The sequence below is a fragment of the Sphingobium sp. B11D3D genome (assembly GCF_025961755.1).
Classification (GTDB): Bacteria; Pseudomonadota; Alphaproteobacteria; order Sphingomonadales; family Sphingomonadaceae; genus Sphingobium.
The window spans coordinates 2628303-2640884 of record NZ_JAOQOG010000001.1; the positions used below are offsets into that span (position 1 = coordinate 2628303).

At 65.7% G+C, this 12582-nt stretch carries 12 protein-coding genes; 4 read left to right on the plus strand and 8 right to left on the minus strand.

All coding sequences use genetic code 11. The features are described from left to right. Window positions 1-29 precede the first annotated feature (29 nt). Together M2334_RS12450 and M2334_RS12455 are read right to left on the minus strand one after the other, a co-directional pair. Window positions 30-506: a DUF1465 family protein gene (locus M2334_RS12450; protein WP_264605589.1), complete on the minus strand. Its 477-nt coding sequence runs from the start codon at window positions 504-506 to the stop codon at window positions 30-32. A 96-nt stretch (window positions 507-602) separates the two neighbouring features. Beyond that, window positions 603-830, minus strand: coding sequence for a YdcH family protein (locus M2334_RS12455; RefSeq protein ID WP_413716446.1), 228 nt, complete (start codon window positions 828-830; stop codon window positions 603-605). Between the two features lie 243 nt (window positions 831-1073). Between M2334_RS12455 and M2334_RS12460 the strand changes: the two genes are divergently transcribed. Continuing rightward, window positions 1074-1235, plus strand: coding sequence for a YdcH family protein (locus M2334_RS12460; protein ID WP_181561349.1), 162 nt, complete (start codon window positions 1074-1076; stop codon window positions 1233-1235). A gap of 164 nt (window positions 1236-1399) precedes the next feature. Here the strand turns inward: M2334_RS12460 and sdhA are convergent, their stop codons facing one another. From sdhA to sdhC, 3 genes are read right to left on the minus strand one after another with little or no spacing between them, the layout of a single operon-like run. Then, a complete protein-coding gene (gene sdhA, locus M2334_RS12465; protein ID WP_264584568.1) occupies window positions 1400-3214 on the minus strand; it encodes a succinate dehydrogenase flavoprotein subunit in 1815 nt (604 codons plus the stop codon). 2 nt (window positions 3215-3216) lie between these two features. After that, window positions 3217-3606, minus strand: a complete 390-nt coding sequence (gene sdhD / locus M2334_RS12470; protein WP_264605590.1) for a succinate dehydrogenase, hydrophobic membrane anchor protein — start codon at window positions 3604-3606, stop codon at window positions 3217-3219. After that, window positions 3606-4040 (minus strand): succinate dehydrogenase, cytochrome b556 subunit, encoded by a 435-nt coding sequence (gene sdhC, locus M2334_RS12475; protein WP_264569748.1) that lies wholly within the window; start codon window positions 4038-4040, stop codon window positions 3606-3608. Before sdhC ends, sdhD begins: the two co-directional genes overlap by 1 nt. A gap of 240 nt (window positions 4041-4280) precedes the next feature. On the opposite strand from sdhC, the gene M2334_RS12480 reads away from it, so the two are divergent. The 3 genes from M2334_RS12480 (at window position 4281) to M2334_RS12490 (ending at window position 7664) form a co-directional block, all read left to right on the plus strand. Further along, a complete protein-coding gene (locus M2334_RS12480; protein WP_264594893.1) occupies window positions 4281-5639 on the plus strand; it encodes a methyl-accepting chemotaxis protein in 1359 nt (452 codons plus the stop codon). Window positions 5640-5712: 73 nt separating this feature from the next. Continuing rightward, the gene (locus M2334_RS12485) at window positions 5713-6726 is read left to right on the plus strand and encodes a 50S ribosomal protein L11 methyltransferase (RefSeq protein ID WP_264594894.1); all 1014 of its coding nucleotides are present in this window, start codon (window positions 5713-5715) and stop codon (window positions 6724-6726) included. Between the two features lie 74 nt (window positions 6727-6800). Then, window positions 6801-7664 (plus strand): dienelactone hydrolase family protein, encoded by an 864-nt coding sequence (locus M2334_RS12490; protein WP_264594895.1) that lies wholly within the window; start codon window positions 6801-6803, stop codon window positions 7662-7664. Window positions 7665-7676: 12 nt separating this feature from the next. On the opposite strand, the gene ligA is transcribed toward M2334_RS12490, so the two are convergent. The 3 genes from ligA to M2334_RS12505 form a co-directional block, all read right to left on the minus strand. After that, the gene (gene ligA / locus M2334_RS12495; RefSeq protein ID WP_264605591.1) at window positions 7677-9878 is read right to left on the minus strand and encodes an NAD-dependent DNA ligase LigA; all 2202 of its coding nucleotides are present in this window, start codon (window positions 9876-9878) and stop codon (window positions 7677-7679) included. Window positions 9879-9939: 61 nt separating this feature from the next. Beyond that, complete coding sequence (gene recN / locus M2334_RS12500; RefSeq protein ID WP_264605592.1) at window positions 9940-11604, minus strand: DNA repair protein RecN; 1665 nt, start codon at window positions 11602-11604, stop codon at window positions 9940-9942. Window positions 11605-11676: 72 nt separating this feature from the next. Next, entirely contained in the window at window positions 11677-12462 is a 786-nt protein-coding gene (locus tag M2334_RS12505; protein ID WP_264576295.1) for an outer membrane protein assembly factor BamD, read from the minus strand. Between the last annotated feature and the right edge of the window lie 120 nt (window positions 12463-12582).

Below are 12582 nucleotides of genomic sequence, written 5' to 3' on the forward strand. Positions count from 1 at the left end.
TTTTGCGGCGGGCTGTCCGGCCGGACGGCTCAGAAGGCCCGTTCAAGCCGCGTCAGCAGAACATGCGCCGGATTGATCGGCATCGCCGACAAGCGGGACCTGCGGGCCAGGAACTGGCGCTCGAGGCGGGCCACTCGCGCATAGAGCTCCTCGGAGCTGGCGATGAGCGCGCGCATCTCTTCGTTGAACTGGCACGAGACGTCGAGCGGCGTGAGGGCGGCTGGGCCAAGCCGATAGCGCTCCTCCTCCCGCGCGGATTCGCGCATCTCGCCGTTGAAGATCGCGCGCTGCGTGAGCAGCCACGCGATGACGTGCATCAGCCGCGTCGTCACCTTGATCGATTCGCAGGAGAAATCGACCCAGCCGATGCGACCCAGCGACTGACGATGCTCCTCGGCGCGATCATCGAAATAGGAGCGCGCCTCATCAGCCAGCACCATGGCATCGACATACAGGGCGTCGACAAGCTGACGGTCAAGCACGTGCGGGGGCATCGAGTCGTTCATGAGACTGTGCTGCCACAAGCCGGGCGGAACGTCAGGTCGATTAACCTTCAATATACCATCTGGGCGGATCCGGCGGCCGCTTATACCCGTGGGCGGTCAGGCGATAATGTCAGGAATGAGGCTGTTTTCCAGCATGGTGATCTCGTCGCGGAGGCGCAGCTTGCGCTTCTTGAGGCGGGCAAGCTGGAGTTGGTCGGGCAAGGAAAGCTGACCCAAAGCCGCAATCGCGCAGTCGAGATCGCGATGCTCGACACGCAAGGCTTCCAGCCGCTGCTCGATTTCCTCGATCGATATCACCGATTCGCCCCCAGTTCTGAACGGCACGCCTACATGGCAGGGCACCCTTGGCGCGGCAATGCGCAACTGCGCAACAAAAGAAGGTGGTTAGCGACTTTTCTTTCGCGTGCCCGCAAGCTTCTGTCTGCCCACAGAAAGAATGTTTAACGAAAGAACGTGACACCGCATGACGGGTCTCGATTTATCGCAGCTTCGCGCAATTGCCAGAGACAGCGAGCGCGATTGGTGATCTACTGAACCTCCATTGAAGCAATGGCCAAGGAGGACATGATGGACACAAGCCACGTTTCCGCACTGCACGCCAAGCATGCCGGGCTGGAGGCCCGGATCAAGGACGAGATTACCCGTCCTGCGCCGGACAGTTACCGGCTCGCCACCCTCAAGAAAGAGAAGTTGCGCATCAAACAGGCACTCGCTTCCGCAGCGACCTGAGCGCCAGGGCTATGACAGCCAGGTAGGGGCGCTGGTCGCCCCTGCTCTGGCCAGCCCGGCTATCGTCAGACGACTGACGATCCCCCAACGACCAAGCTGAAAACGCCTGCCGGAGCCACATCGTGCGGGACGCTCTGTTGGCACGCCATCGCGATGGAGCCCGATCAGTAAACGCGCTTCTTCGGCGCGATATAGTCGATGTCGTCGGTCAGCGTGTAGTCATGCACCGGACGGCTATCGAGCTTCACGCTGCCTCCCTTGCCACCCCAGCCTTCGAACCAGCCAAGGGTGTGCTTCATCCAGTTGGCATCGTCGCGATCGGCATAATCCTCGCGTGCATGGGCGCCACGGCTTTCCTTGCGCGCAATCGCGCCGTGGATGGTGACGCTGGCTTGCGAAATGAGGTTGTCCAGCTCCAGCGTCTCGACGAGATCGCTGTTCCAGATGAGCGAGCGATCGGTGACCCCGATGTCCGTCATCCCCTCGTAGATTTTGCCGAGCTTTTCGACACCTTCCGCCATCAGCTCCTCGGTGCGGAACACGGCGGCGTGAGCCTGCATCGTGCGCTGCATGTCGAGGCGGATCTGCGCCGTGGGCGTGCCGCCCTTGGCATTGCGGAAGTGATCGAGACGACCCAGCGCCAGCTCGTCACCGCTCTTGGGCAGCGGCTTGTGCGGCGTATCGGGCTTCACGATCTCGGCAATACGCTTGCCGGTCGCCCGGCCGAACACCACGAGGTCGATCAGGCTGTTTGAGCCCAGGCGATTGGCGCCGTGTACCGAGACGCAGGCAGCCTCACCGACCGCGAACAGGCCCGGCACGACATGATCGGGATTGTCGCCCTTCCGGGTGACAACCTCGCCATGATAATTGGTCGGAATGCCGCCCATATTATAATGGACGGTCGGCACCACCGGCAGCGGCTGGCGGGTCAGGTCCACGCCCGCGAAGATCTTGCCGCTCTCGGTAATGCCCGGCAGGCGCTCGGCCAGCACCTTGGGATCGATATGATCGAGGTGCAGGTGGATGTGATCCTTGTTCGCGCCGACGCCCCGACCCTCACGGATTTCCATCGCCATGGACCGCGACACGACGTCGCGCGAGGCGAGATCCTTGGCGGACGGGGCATAGCGCTCCATGAAGCGCTCGCCTTCCGAGTTGGTGAGATAGCCGCCTTCGCCGCGTGCGCCCTCGGTGATGAGCACGCCTGCACCGTAGATGCCAGTCGGGTGGAACTGGACGAACTCCAGATCCTGCAGCGGCAGGCCGGCGCGCAGCACCATGGCACCGCCGTCACCCGTGCAGGTGTGGGCGCTGGTGGCCGAGAAATAGGCCCGGCCGTAGCCGCCCGTAGCGAGCACGACGCAATGGGCGCGGAAGCGATGGATCGTCCCATCATCCATGCAGAGGGCGATGACGCCACGGCAGACAGGGCCGTCCGGCGTGTCCTCCATGATCAGGTCGAGCGCGAAATATTCAATGAAAAAGTCCGCGTCATACTTCAGGCTCTGCTGGTAGAGCGCGTGCAGCATGGCGTGGCCGGTGCGATCCGCCGCCGCGCAGGTGCGCTGGGCCGGCGGGCCTTCGCCCATATTCTGCATCATGCCGCCGAACGGGCGCTGGTAGATCTTGCCTTCCTGCGTGCGGCTGAACGGCACGCCGGCATGTTCCAGCTCGTAAACGGCCGCGGGCGCCTCGCGCACCATATATTCGATGGCGTCCTGGTCGCCGAGCCAGTCGGAGCCCTTGACCGTATCGTACATGTGCCAGGTCCAGTGGTCCGGCCCCATATTGCCGAGGCTCGCCGCGATGCCGCCTTGCGCAGCGACGGTGTGGCTGCGGGTCGGGAACACCTTGGTGATGCAGGCGGTCTTGAGGCCGCTCTCGGCAATACCCATGGTGGCGCGCAGGCCCGAGCCGCCGGCGCCGACGACGACGGCGTCATAGGTGTGATCGATGATCTTGTAGGCTTGCGTCATGATTAGAGCGCCCCTCCGGCCAAGGCGATTTTCGCGACAGAGAACAGGCTGACCGCGGCACAGCCGATAACGAAGAAGTGCAGCAGGATGAGCGTGGCGAACTTCAGCCCCTCATCATGCACATAATCCTCGATAAGCACCTGAAGACCGAGGCGGATGTGATAGAAAACGCTGACAATCATCACCATCATCGGCACCGCGACGATGGGCTGGGTCAGCCAGCCGGTGATGGCCGCATGATCATGCGCCGGAAGCAGCGCCAGGCTGGCCAGCAGCCAGCTCACCAGCAGCAGATTGCCGATCGCCGTGAAGCGCTGGGCGATCCAGTGATGCGTGCCGCTCCGTGCCGAGCCGAGGCCACGCACGCGGCCCAGTCTGGTTCCGCTGCCCATCAGAATGCCCTCCCCACGAAGATCCACGCCCAGAAGGCCACAGTCGCCAGCGCCGAGGCGGCGAGAATGACCTTCGACCACCGCTTGTTCGCCGTCAGCTCAAAGCCCGCGCCCATGTCCATCACCAGATGGCGCAGGCCCGAGAGCATGTGCTGGAAGAAGGCCCAGGTCAGGCCGATCAGCACGATGCGCGCGATCACATTGGCAATCAGGCCAGCCAGATCGCCCGCATCAGCTTGCCAGACATAATATTGGAAGTTCGCATAGGCTGCGGGTCCGCTCGCCGCCGCATACAGCCACCAGGTCAGGCCGAGGCCCCCCAGAATCGCCATGCCATCCCCCGTCACCCGGTGGAGGATGGAAAGAAGCATATGCGGGCCCCACTTCCAGATGGTGAGGTGCGGGGAAAGCGGCCTTCGCCCGGATTGCGCCATGATCGAGCAGTCCTGTTCGTGAAAGAATGCGCCCCTTTAGCGCAAAGCTGCTGCACTGCAAACGCTCGCTGGCGCCATGTCACCAATGTGCAGACTGAGGTCCCGATGAACATGGAAAACAGAGGATGTTAGCCCTCGATTAACGAAAGGCCGATATCACGCCACCCCATACGACCCGGCAAATGGCAGGACAAAAGGGGCACCGAGGCCATGATCGCAGGAAAAAGCGACACGATTTCAATGGCTGAACGGCTGCAGGAGTTCGACCCCCAAGCGACATTGCCGGGGCGGGCGCGTCAAATCCTGGCTTATCTCGGAGACCGCATCGACGAACTGGGCGACACCGCCATGGCGGTCTACCTCCCCTGCATCGACCTTACGGCGGTCGGCCCGGCGGAGCTGGAAGCCACGCGGCAGGGCGCAAGAACCTTCCATCGAACATTGCTCAGCGATTTCGCCGGGGAAGAATGGACGGAGATGGCGCGGACCGGCGTCATGAAGATGCTGGCGCGCGATGTCTCCATCCGCACCCAGATCGTCATCATTAACCGCGTGGTCGACAAGGTCCGTGATATCCTGACGGAGCTCGTGGCCGATCGCGACGAGCGCTCGGAATTGCTGGCCGCCATGCGGTTCATCTCGCTGGTGCAAGCGGAAGTGTGCTGCGCCTTTTACGCCGACACGATCCGCGAGCAGGACCGGATCGAGCGGCAGCGCCAGCGCGACAAATTCTCCGAACTTCTCAACACGCAGATCGATCTGGCCGCGCAACTGGGCGAGCGCCTGCGCGAACAAGCCCGCGAATCCTCGAACGCCACGCGCGGGATGCTCGATAAGGCTTCCGAAGTCGCCGCCGCTGCCGAACAATCGGCCATCGCCATGCGCGAAGCCGCGCACACCAGCTCCGGCCTGATCCGCGCCATCGAGGAAGCCCGCACCGAAGTGGACCAGGCGGCGGAAGTCGCCGCCCTGGCCTCCGAGCAGGCCGGCGAGGCCGTGAATGTCTCGACCGCGCTGAGCGATCACGCACAGTCCATCGAATCGATCCTCGGCCTGATCCGCGATATTGCCGGGCAGACCAATCTCCTTGCCCTCAACGCGACCATCGAGGCCGCGCGCGCCGGCGATGCCGGACGCGGCTTTGCCGTCGTCGCGCAGGAAGTGAAGTCGCTGGCGAGCCAGACCGCCCACGCCACCGACGACATCGCGCAGAAGATCGCCGCCATCCAGAACGCCACGCGGCATACGGTCGAGACCAACGAACGCATCCGCGAAACCGTGCTCAACGTGCAGACCATGGGCATGCGCATCCGCACCGCGATGGACGCGCAATCGCAAACCGTAACGATGATTACCGCTGCAGTGGACGAGACGGCGCTTGCCGCCGACTCCATGTCATCCAACATTTCGGCGATCCGGCAGGATACGGAGATCGTCGCCTCGGAGATCGACGAGCTGGAAAGCGGCTTCACCGAAGTCCGCAACCTGCTCGGCGCCCTGCGCACGCGCTCGGCCAATTTCGTGGTCTCCATGGCACCGGCGACCGACGCCCAGGCAGAGCCGCAGCCGGCTTATCCGCCAATCCGACGCGCCGTCTGACAAATCCGCTCCGCGGGGGGTGACACGGTCCATTCTCTCTCCCTTTGCCGTCCAAATCGGCTAGAGAGAGGGCATGACAAAGCGTTCCTCCACCGCCAGCGTCGCGCCCGCGACGCCCTGGCAGATGACCTTTTCCTGCACGCGCGCCGTCGCCGAGCGGTTCGAGCTTGAGGCCGAGCCGCTGTTCATCGACTGGCCCTCGCCGCCCGCGATTCTGGCGAGCGAGCCGGACGAAAGCCAGCCCGATGCCTGGCAGCTTGACATCATCTTCGAAACCAAGCCGACGCGCGCGACCATCGATGCCATCGCGGCGCTGATGCCCGATGGCGCGGCCACCCCCTACACGCTGGCGCAATTGCCGGACACCGACTGGGTGACGCAGAGCCAAGCCGGCCTGGAACCGATGACGGCCGGGCCGTTCCATGTCCGCCACGACAGTGTGGACAGCCCGCGCGCCGACCGCATCGATTTTCTCATCCCCGCCAGCCGCGCCTTCGGTACCGGCCAGCATGAGACGACACGCGGCTGCCTACTGGCGCTGGCCGACCTCAAGGCGCGGGGTATGCGCTATGGCAATATTGCGGACATCGGCACCGGCACCGGCCTGCTTGCATTCGCCGCCAACCGTCTGTGGCCGCGCGCTCATGTGCTGGCCTCCGACATCGATCCTGTCGCGGTGGACGTTTCGGCCGAAAATGCCGATTTGAACGGCGTTCCGCTCGGGGCCGGCGCGGGGGCGCTGCGGTTGGTCGCCGCGCCGGGGGTCGAGCATCCGCTCATTCAAGGCCTTGCGCCTTATGATCTGCTCATCGCCAATATTCTCGCCGGGCCGTTGATCGAGTTGGCGCCAAGCCTCTCCGCACAGGTCGCCGAGGGCGGCACGCTGATGCTGGCGGGCCTGCTGGATAGTCAGGCCGGCCGCGTGCAGGCCGCCTATCGCGCGCAGGGCATGGTGCTGATCTGGCGGTTCGACCATGGCGACTGGCCCACGCTCGTGCTGCGCAAGCGCCATCGCTTCGGCTGGCGCCGCCCGACGCGCTGGCGCACGGGCGATCATGGCGCCGCGCCCGGCTTCGGCAGCTGGTAAGACCGGCTACGCATTGACAGGGCGCCCGCGCCGACCGACCATCCCCGCCTGACGCTGCGAGGGAGAGATTCGGCATGTGCGACAATGACATCCATCAGGGCCTGGTCGAGGATTGGAGCGTCACCCGGCGCATGTTCATGGCCACCGGTGCCGCCGTCGGCTTCGCTGGCGCGGCGACCGCGCAGGCCGTCGCCAACGTCACCGAGAAGAATGTGACCATCAAAACGCCCGACGGTTCTGCCGATGCCGCCCTCTTCCACCCCGCCGGCACGGGGCCCTGGCCTGCCGTGCTGATGTGGCCGGACATAATGGGCCTGCGCCCGGTGTTCCGCGAGATGGGCCGGCGCCTAGCAGCCGAGGGCTATGTGGTCCTCGTCCCCAACCCCTTCTACCGCAACGCCGTCGCGCCGGTGATCGACGGAACATTCGACTTCAGCAATCCGGAGTCGCGCAAGATCCTGTTCGGCTATCGCGCCGCCATGAGCGATGCCGCAGTCGATCATGACGCGGCGGCCTATCTCGCGTTCCTCGACGCGCAGCCGCAGGTCGACAAGGGCCGTAAGGCCGGCGTGCAGGGCTACTGCATGGGCGGTCCGCTCTCCTTCCGCACCGCCGCTGTCGCTTCGGCACGGATCGGCGCGGTCGGCAGCTTCCATGGCGGAGGCCTGACCACCGACCAGCCGAGCAGTCCGCATCTGCTCATCCCCAAGACCGATGCCGCCTATCTCGTCGCGGTGGCGCAGAATGACGATGCCAAGGAGCCGGAGTCCAAGACGATCCTGCGCAAGGCGTTCGATGCGGCGGGCAAGACCGCCACGGTCGAGGTCTACCCCGCCGACCATGGCTGGTGCGTGCCCGGCAGCCAGGCCTATAACCATGACGCGGCGGAAAAGGCCTGGGCGGCGTTGCTCGCCATGTACCGCACGGCGCTGGCCTGACGCGGAGGCGCCCTAGCCGGCGCTCCGCACGATCTCGGCCCAGGCGGCCTCGTCGATCACCTCGATCCCGAGGTCGGCGGCTTTCTTGAGCTTGGAACCGGCGCCCGGCCCCGCAACCACCAGATCGGTCGACGCGCTGACCGATCCGGCGGACCGGGCCCCCAGCGCCTCGGCCTGCGCCTTGGCTTCATCGCGGCTCATCGTCTCCAGCTTGCCGGTGAAGACGATGGTCTTGCCCGAGACGGCGCTGGCCTTCACATCCACCACATAAGGCGGCGGCGAAACCTGCGCGAGCAGGTCGTCCCACGCCGCGACATTATGTTCCTCATGGAAGAAGTCGCCCAGCGCCTCGACCACGGCGCCGCCGATGCCTTCGATCGCGGTGAGCGTGGCCTTGGCCTGTTGGACAACGTCCCCGTTCGGGTCGAGCGACGTCGAGACCCGTTCGCGCATCAGCATCTCGACTTCGCTCGATGCGAACGGAAGCCGGTCGGCATTGGCAAGCATCGACCACGCTTGCAGCACCGGCAGGGTCGCGAAGGCCTTCATCAGATCGCGCGCTGTTACCGCGCCGACATGGCGAATGCCGAGGCCGAACAGCAGCCGCGCGGCATCGGGCGCGCGCCGGTCCTCGATGGCCTTGAGGAGATTGTCGACCGACTTCTCCTTCCAGCCCTCGCGGCCCAGCAGATCGGCGCGATGCTGCCTGAGCCGGAAGATGTCCGCCGGGCCATACTCCAGCCAGCCGAGCGCGAAGAACTCGCGAATGGTCTTGTCGCCCAAGCCATCGATATCCATCGCGCCGCGACTGACGAAGTGGTTGAGCCGCTCGATGCGTTGGGCCGGGCAGATGAGGCCCGCCGTGCAGCGCACATCGACCTCACCTTCCTCCGCCACCGCCTCGCTGCCGCATTCCGGGCAATGATCGGGGAAGACATAGGGCGCCCGCTCCGCATCCCGCGTCAGATTGTCCACGACCTGCGGGATCACATCGCCAGCGCGCTGGACGAGAATCCGGTCGCCGGGCCGCACGCCCAGCCGCGCGATCTCGTCGCGATTGTGCAGGGTGACGTTCTGGACCACCACGCCACCTACCGTGACCGGCTTGAGCCGCCCCACCGGCGTCAGCTTGCCCGTGCGGCCGACCTGAATGTCGATGGCTTCCAGCGTCGTCTCGGCCTGTTCGGCAGGGAATTTATGCGCAATCGCCCAGCGCGGTGCCTTGGCAACGAAGCCGAGCCGCGCCTGCCAGTCCAGCCGGTCCACCTTGTAGACCACGCCGTCGATATCGTAATTCAGGTCCGCGCGCTGCTGCTGGATGGCGCGATAATGCGCCAGCATCGCCGCGCTGCCATCGCACAGCACCAGATGCCGCGACACCGGAATGCCCCAGCCTTCCAGCGCTTTCATCACGCCATATTGCGTATCCGCCGGCAGGCCATCATCGCTCACCACGCCCCAGCCATGCGCGAGAAACCGTAGCGGACGGCTGGCGGTGACGCTCGCATCCTTCTGGCGCAGCGATCCGGCAGCGGCATTGCGCGGATTGGCGAACTGGCGCACGCCCTCGGGGTCGAATGCCTCACCGCGCGCCTCGGCCGTCGCGCGCGCCTCGTCCATCAGCCGCGCATTGAGCGCGGTGAAGGCGGCCTTCTCCATATAGACCTCGCCGCGCACCTCCAGGATGGCCGGCGCGTCGACGGGCAGGGTCTGGGGAATATCGCCGATATGCGCAACATTGGGCGTCACGTCCTCGCCCACCTCGCCATCGCCGCGCGTCGCCGCACGGACGAGCTTGCGGTCCTCATAGCGGATGGAGAGCGACAGGCCGTCGATCTTGTCCTCCGCCGTCATCAAGACCGGCTCGTCCTCTCCGAGCGCCAGATACCGCCGCACGCGCGCACCGAATTCCGCCACATCCTCGTCCGCAAAGGCGTTGTCGAGGCTCATCATGCGCTTCTCGTGACGCACCTTGGCGAGCGCAGACGTCGCCACCGAAGCGCCCACCTGCCGATTGGGGCTGTCCGCACGGATCAGATGCGGGAAAGCTGCCTCCAGCGCATTATTCTCGCGCACCAGCGCGTCGAAAGCGGCATCGCTGATCTCGGGCGCGTCATTGGCGTGATAGAGCGCGTTGTGCCGCGCTATCTCCTTCGCGAGCCGCATGAGGCGGTTCGCGGCCTCAGCTTCGGTGAGTGTGTGGGGGTCGGTCATGCGCTTTTCCTCCCCTCCTCTTCAGAGGAGGGGCCGGGGGTGGTGTTGGACGTCCCCATCCTCACACCCCCTCCAGCAGCCGCTCGGCCTGCGCGCGGGCTTCGTTGGTGATCTCGGCGCCGGAGAGCATGCGGGCGATTTCCTCGCGGCGTTCGGCATCGTCGAGCGGATGGACGCCGGTGCGCGTGATGGTGCCCTGCGAGGATTTGGCGATGAGCAGATGCGCTGCGCCGCGTGCGGCCACCTGCGGGGAGTGAGTGACGACGATCACCTGCCCGTCACCGGAGAGCCGTGCCAGCCGCTCGCCGATCGCGCCGGCCACGGCCCCGCCGACGCCCCGGTCGATCTCGTCGAAGATCATCGTGCCCGCGCTGCCCTGCGCGGCGAGCGCGACCTTGAGGGACAGGATGAAGCGCGACAATTCGCCGCCCGACGCGATCTTGGTGAGCGGTGCGAAAGGCGCGCCGGGATTGGTAGAGATCATGAACTCGACCCGATCCTTGCCGGACGCGCGCCACTGCCCTTCCGGCAGCGGCTCGACATCGGTGCGGAAGCGCGCCGCATCCAGCTTGAGCGGAGCCAGTTCGCCGGCGACCGCCGCGTCCAGTCGGGCAGCGGCCTCCCGGCGGCCATCGCTGAGCGCCTGGGCTGCGGCTTCATATGCCTGCCGTGCGGCCGCGACGTCCCGTTCAAGATCGGCCAGCCCTGCCTCACCCGCATCGATCCGCGCGAGCTGATCGCTCATGCGCGCCGCAAGATCGGCCAGATCGTCGGCCGCGACCTGATGCTTGCGCGCCAAGGCCCGCAGATCGAACAGCCGGGTCTCGATCGCGTCGAGCCGCGCGGGATCGACGGACAGCGCTTCGCCGGCCCGCGCGAGATGCTCCTCCGCTTCGCTGGCCTCGATCACGGCGCGATCGAAGGCAGCCAGCGCCTGCGTCAGCAACTCATGCTCCTCGCCGATCCGGTCCAGCCGTCGCGCTGCCTGCCGCAGCTTGGCCAGCGCACCGTCCGATCCGCCGAGCAGATCATCGAGCGCAGCCATGTCCTCGGTGAGGCGCGCGCCTTTCTGCATGTCAGCACGCTCGGCGGCGAGCGTCTCCTCTTCACCCGGTTCGGGCGCGAAGGCCGTCAGCTCCGCCACGGCATGGGCGAGATAATCGCGTTCACGAGCGGCGCTCTCCAGCGTCTCGCGGGCCTCGGTGAGCCGCGCCTGCGCAGCCTGCCAGACGCCGTGTGCGGTGCGTACCGCTCCGGCATCCAGTCCGCCAAAGGCATCGAGCAGGTCCATATGCCCGCGCGGATTGATGAGGCCGCGCTCGTCATGCTGGCCGTGAATCTCGACAAGATAGGCGCCGACATCGCGCAGCAGCGCCGCCGAACAAGGCTGATCGTTGATGAAGGCGCGGCTGCCGCCATCGGCCTTGAGCGTGCGGCGGATCAGCAGCGGCTCGCCCGGCTCCTGCGCGACGTCGCTTTCGGCCAGCAGGATGGCCAGGGCAGAACCGGGCGCCGGCGGATCGAATGTCGCGGTCACGCTGGCCTGATCGGCACCGGCACGCACAAGGCCGCTATCGGCCCGCATCCCCAGCGCAAGGCCCAGCGCATCGAGCAGGATGGACTTGCCCGCGCCGGTTTCGCCGGTGAGCACGGTCAGCCCCCGCTCGAACACGAGATCGAGCGCCTCGATGAGCACGATGTTACGGATCGAGAGGCCGGTCAGCATATGCGGTGCAGAGCTAATCCATTGCCCTCATGCTGTCACCCGCCTTCGCCAGCGCAACGCGCCGGAAAGAGATCAGGCGCTCGGAGCGTGCTGCGTCATCAGGCGATAGGAGCGCTGATACCAGTCCGAATCAGGATAGTTGGTCTGCAGCACGGCAGCGGCCCGCTTGGCTTCTTCCGTCATGCCGAGCGCCAGATAGCTCTCGACCAGACGGTGCAGCGCCTCTGCGGTGTGGCTGGTTTGCTGGTAATTATCGACGACCTGACGGAAGCGCATCGCGGCGGCGATCCACTCGCGGCGGCGCTGGTAGAAGCGGCCGACTTCCATTTCCTTGCCGGCGAGATGGTCGTTCACCAGATCGAGCTTGAGCCGTGCATCGGATGCGTAGCGCGAATCGGGGTAGCGGCGGACCAGCTCGTTCAGCGCGTCACGAGCTTGCAACGTCAGCTTCTGGTCGCGCGTCACGTCGCTGATCTGCTCATAATAGCACAGAGCGATCAGATAATAGGCATAGGCCGCGTCGCGGTTGCCGGGATGGATGGAGAGAAAGCGCTGGGCCGACTGGATCGACTGGCGATAATTGCGCGCGGCATAATAGCTGAACGAGCTCATCAGCTGCGCGCGACGGGCCCAGGGCGAATAGGGATGCTGGCGCTCCACCTCGTCGAACAGCACGGCAGCCTCGGCAAAGCGACCATTGTCGAGCCGCTGCTGGCCCGCCAGATACAGCGTGCTGACGTCGCGCGCGACATAGCGCGTATCAACGCGGTTCGAACTGCGCGCGCAGCCGGCCAGCAAGGCGAGTGAGATCAGGCTGGCGGCAATCAGCCGGCCACGACGCAGCGGTGTAACGGTCATGCGCAGCCTCTTAACCGAGCAACCGGACCGCGCCAAGCGAATGATGCGCGCTTTGCGCCACGGGCAGAAGACAGATGATGCATGGCGCGCGAAACAAGGACCGGCCCGTTGAACCGGCGC

Excerpts from the sequence above, each read along its gene's own strand:
- M2334_RS12485 (WP_264594894.1), top strand. The coding sequence starts at position 5,713 with ATGACAAAGCGTTCCTCCACCGCCAGCGTCGCGCCCGCGACGCCCTGG.
- sdhC (WP_264569748.1), bottom strand. The coding sequence starts at position 4,040 with ATGGCGCAATCCGGGCGAAGGCCGCTTTCCCCGCACCTCACCATCTGG.
- M2334_RS12450 (WP_264605589.1), bottom strand. The coding sequence starts at position 506 with ATGAACGACTCGATGCCCCCGCACGTGCTTGACCGTCAGCTTGTCGAC.
- M2334_RS12490 (WP_264594895.1), top strand. The coding sequence starts at position 6,801 with ATGTGCGACAATGACATCCATCAGGGCCTGGTCGAGGATTGGAGCGTC.
- M2334_RS12505 (WP_264576295.1), bottom strand. The coding sequence starts at position 12,462 with ATGACCGTTACACCGCTGCGTCGTGGCCGGCTGATTGCCGCCAGCCTG.
- ligA (WP_264605591.1), bottom strand. The coding sequence starts at position 9,878 with ATGACCGACCCCCACACACTCACCGAAGCTGAGGCCGCGAACCGCCTC.
- sdhD (WP_264605590.1), bottom strand. The coding sequence starts at position 3,606 with ATGGGCAGCGGAACCAGACTGGGCCGCGTGCGTGGCCTCGGCTCGGCA.
- M2334_RS12460 (WP_181561349.1), top strand. The coding sequence starts at position 1,074 with ATGGACACAAGCCACGTTTCCGCACTGCACGCCAAGCATGCCGGGCTG.
- sdhA (WP_264584568.1), bottom strand. The coding sequence starts at position 3,214 with ATGACGCAAGCCTACAAGATCATCGATCACACCTATGACGCCGTCGTC.
- M2334_RS12480 (WP_264594893.1), top strand. The coding sequence starts at position 4,281 with ATGGCTGAACGGCTGCAGGAGTTCGACCCCCAAGCGACATTGCCGGGG.
- recN (WP_264605592.1), bottom strand. The coding sequence starts at position 11,604 with ATGCTGACCGGCCTCTCGATCCGTAACATCGTGCTCATCGAGGCGCTC.